This is a genomic window from uncultured Campylobacter sp., assembly GCF_937997405.1.
Classification (GTDB): Bacteria; Campylobacterota; Campylobacteria; order Campylobacterales; family Campylobacteraceae; genus Campylobacter_B.
Map to the genome: position 1 here is coordinate 1 of NZ_CALKTL010000163.1, position 1,947 is coordinate 1,947.

Sequence of the window (1,947 nt, forward strand, 5' to 3'; positions counted from 1 at the left end):
GAACGAGCCGAGTCCGCAACAGACGATAAATTCGCAAGGTTCATGCTCTGCACAGGCGTGCATGGCGGACGCGTGCGGCGTCCATTCCGATAGCAGCAGCGATTTCGTGCGTTTGCCCGCAAGCTTTTCGACGATTTTTAGAGCAGGCGCGATCTTTATTGCTCCAAGCGTGGCGCCGAACCTTAATAAAATCGGCATTTTCATAGCCAACACCGGCGTGCATCTGCTGCTTTTTGAATACTTTGATCGCCCGATTGTCGCTACTAGCGCCAATATCAGCGGCGAGCCCATTATTTTTAGCAGCGAGGAGTTGCGCGCGAAGCTAGGCGGCGTCATCTCGTTTTACCTGGATAACGACCGCGAAATTTTAACGCCGAGCGACGATAGTATCGCCTTTTTACCGCCATTTGAAGCGCGAGTTTCGGCGCCCGGTTCAAAAACGGCTCATAGCTCTGGTAAAATTTCCGCGTCGCTTCCGATCTGTACCCAGACGGAAAACTCTGCGCAAAATTCCATTCTAACACAGAATTCTGCGACCGTACGAACCCTTATCGCACCGCAAAATTTTAATGGAAATTCCACGGACGGGCTAAATTTTGAGAGCTCGCAAAGACCTTCCGATACGGATACAAGTTGCGACGTCGTAAATTTTACTTCTAAAACTAGCTGCGACGGCACAAATTCGGCGCCTCAAAAAAACCAAAATGACGCAAATTCCTCCCCCGAAGCGGACGCTTTAGATCACGCGCTATTTTTGCGAACATCTCGCGGAATGAATCCAAAAATTTTCCCTAGCAAATTCCACGCCAAAGGCACTTTCCTGGCGCTCGGAGCGGAGCTTAAAAATCAGTTTGCAATCTACAAAGACGGGCAAATTTTCATCTCGCCCTACATCGGCGATCTTAAAAACGTCGCCACGAATGAGCGATTTTTCGCGCTTTTGGATATGTTTGTGCGCGCCTACGAGCTGAAGTTCGACGCCGTCATCGCGGATCTGCATCCGCAGTTTTCGCACACGCGATTTTTCGAACAGCGCGGATACCCCGTGATCCGCTACCAGCACCATTTCGCGCATCTGGTATCGAATCTAGCGCAAAATGAGCTGCTAGGCAGCGGCAAAAAATACCTCGGCTTTTGCTTCGACGGCACCGGCTACGGCACGGACGGCAAAATTTGGGGCGGCGAAGTGATGGTGTTTGACCCGCACGGCTATCGTCGCATCGCAAAATTTGACGAGATCGCGCTTATCGGCGGCGAGAGCGCGATCAAAAACATCTACAAACTTGCGCTCGCGCTCGTGTTTAAATTTAATGCAAAGGACGCTGCGCGCGAGTTTTTGGCAAAATTTAGCGCGAGCGAAGTAGCAAATTTAGAAAAAATCGCGCCGCGTGCCGTCCGCTCAAGCTCGCTAGGGCGGCTATTCGACGCGTTTGCAGCGATTATTTGCGATCTACGAGCCGTCAGCTTTGACGGCGAGGCGGGCATGCGACTTGAGAACCTCTATATCCAGGGCTGCGAGCAGAGTTACAGGTTCGCGCTAAAAAGGGCGAATGGGGTAGTGGTTTTGAGCGATAAAAGCCATGTCGGTGGCGTAGCAAGCCCGAGCGAGAAATTTGTCGCCGCAAAAAATCCTATCCGTAGCGCAGAGCGTAATGACAGCGGCGACGTCTGCGCGGGAAATTCTACCGGCGGCGCGGCGAGCGTAGCGGAAAATTTTAGCGATTCTATAGATTGCAATAGTTGTCCGGCAAATTTTGCCAGCGGAGAAACATTTGCAGCTGCGAATGCCGCAAATGTTTGCAGTGCGGCGGGCAAGACCGAAAATTCTGCATCAAATTCCGAGGCCTACGATGCCGAGCAAAATTTTGCCTATGCGTCGAATTCGACAAGCGCTCGTAGTTTAAATTCCGCGGGCGAGATAAATTATGATTTATCGATAAACATAGC

General features: G+C 51.3%; 1 protein-coding gene. It reads left to right on the forward strand.

Features of this window, described 5'->3' with window-relative positions; all coding sequences use genetic code 11:
- Positions 1-1,947: Sua5/YciO/YrdC/YwlC family protein (locus Q0372_RS08760; RefSeq protein WP_298104925.1), on the forward strand; the 1,947-nt coding region annotated here is incomplete at both ends.